Origin of the sequence: Pseudomonas sp. KB_15 (assembly GCF_052114525.1) — a bacterium.
In the GTDB taxonomy this organism is placed as follows: Bacteria; Pseudomonadota; Gammaproteobacteria; order Pseudomonadales; family Pseudomonadaceae; genus Aquipseudomonas.
This window is the reverse complement of record NZ_JBFREX010000176.1, coordinates 1-491: the sequence shown is the minus strand read 5'-3', so window position 1 is coordinate 491 and position 491 is coordinate 1. Positions and strand designations below refer to the sequence as shown.

Genomic DNA, 491 nt, shown 5'->3' with positions numbered 1-491 from the left:
GGCCGGCGCGGTGCAGGAAGACACCCAGCTCAGCGTCAGCGGCCAGTTCAGCTCGACCGACATCGATCACGACGCCACCGCCACTTGGAGTATTGCCGGGTCCAATACCGGCACCTAYGGCTCGATCGCGGTGGACAGCAGCGGCCAATGGRCGTACACCCTGGCCAACGGCACCGATGGTGTCGCCAGTGCGGTGCAGGCGCTGAAGGCGGGCGAGAGTCACGATGAAATGTTCAGCGTGCAAGTCAGCGATGGCCTGGGGGGCGTCGACACCCAACTGGTGACCATCACCGTCACCGGCAGCAACGATGCACCGGTGCTCAGCTTCGCGACCGGCAACGAGGCCGGCGCGGTGCAGGAAGACACCCAGCTCAGCGTCAGCGGCCAGTTCAGCTCGACCGACATCGATCACGACGCCACCGCCACTTGGAGTATTGCCGGGTCCAATACCGGCACCTATGGCTCGATCGCCGTGGACAGCAGCGGCCACA

At 65.4% G+C, this 491-nt stretch carries 1 protein-coding gene; it reads left to right on the top strand.

Features of this window, described 5'->3' with window-relative positions; translation table 11 throughout:
* A partial coding sequence (locus tag AB4Z35_RS30320; RefSeq protein WP_442101204.1) for a VCBS domain-containing protein occupies positions 1-491 on the top strand: 491 nt, incomplete at both ends.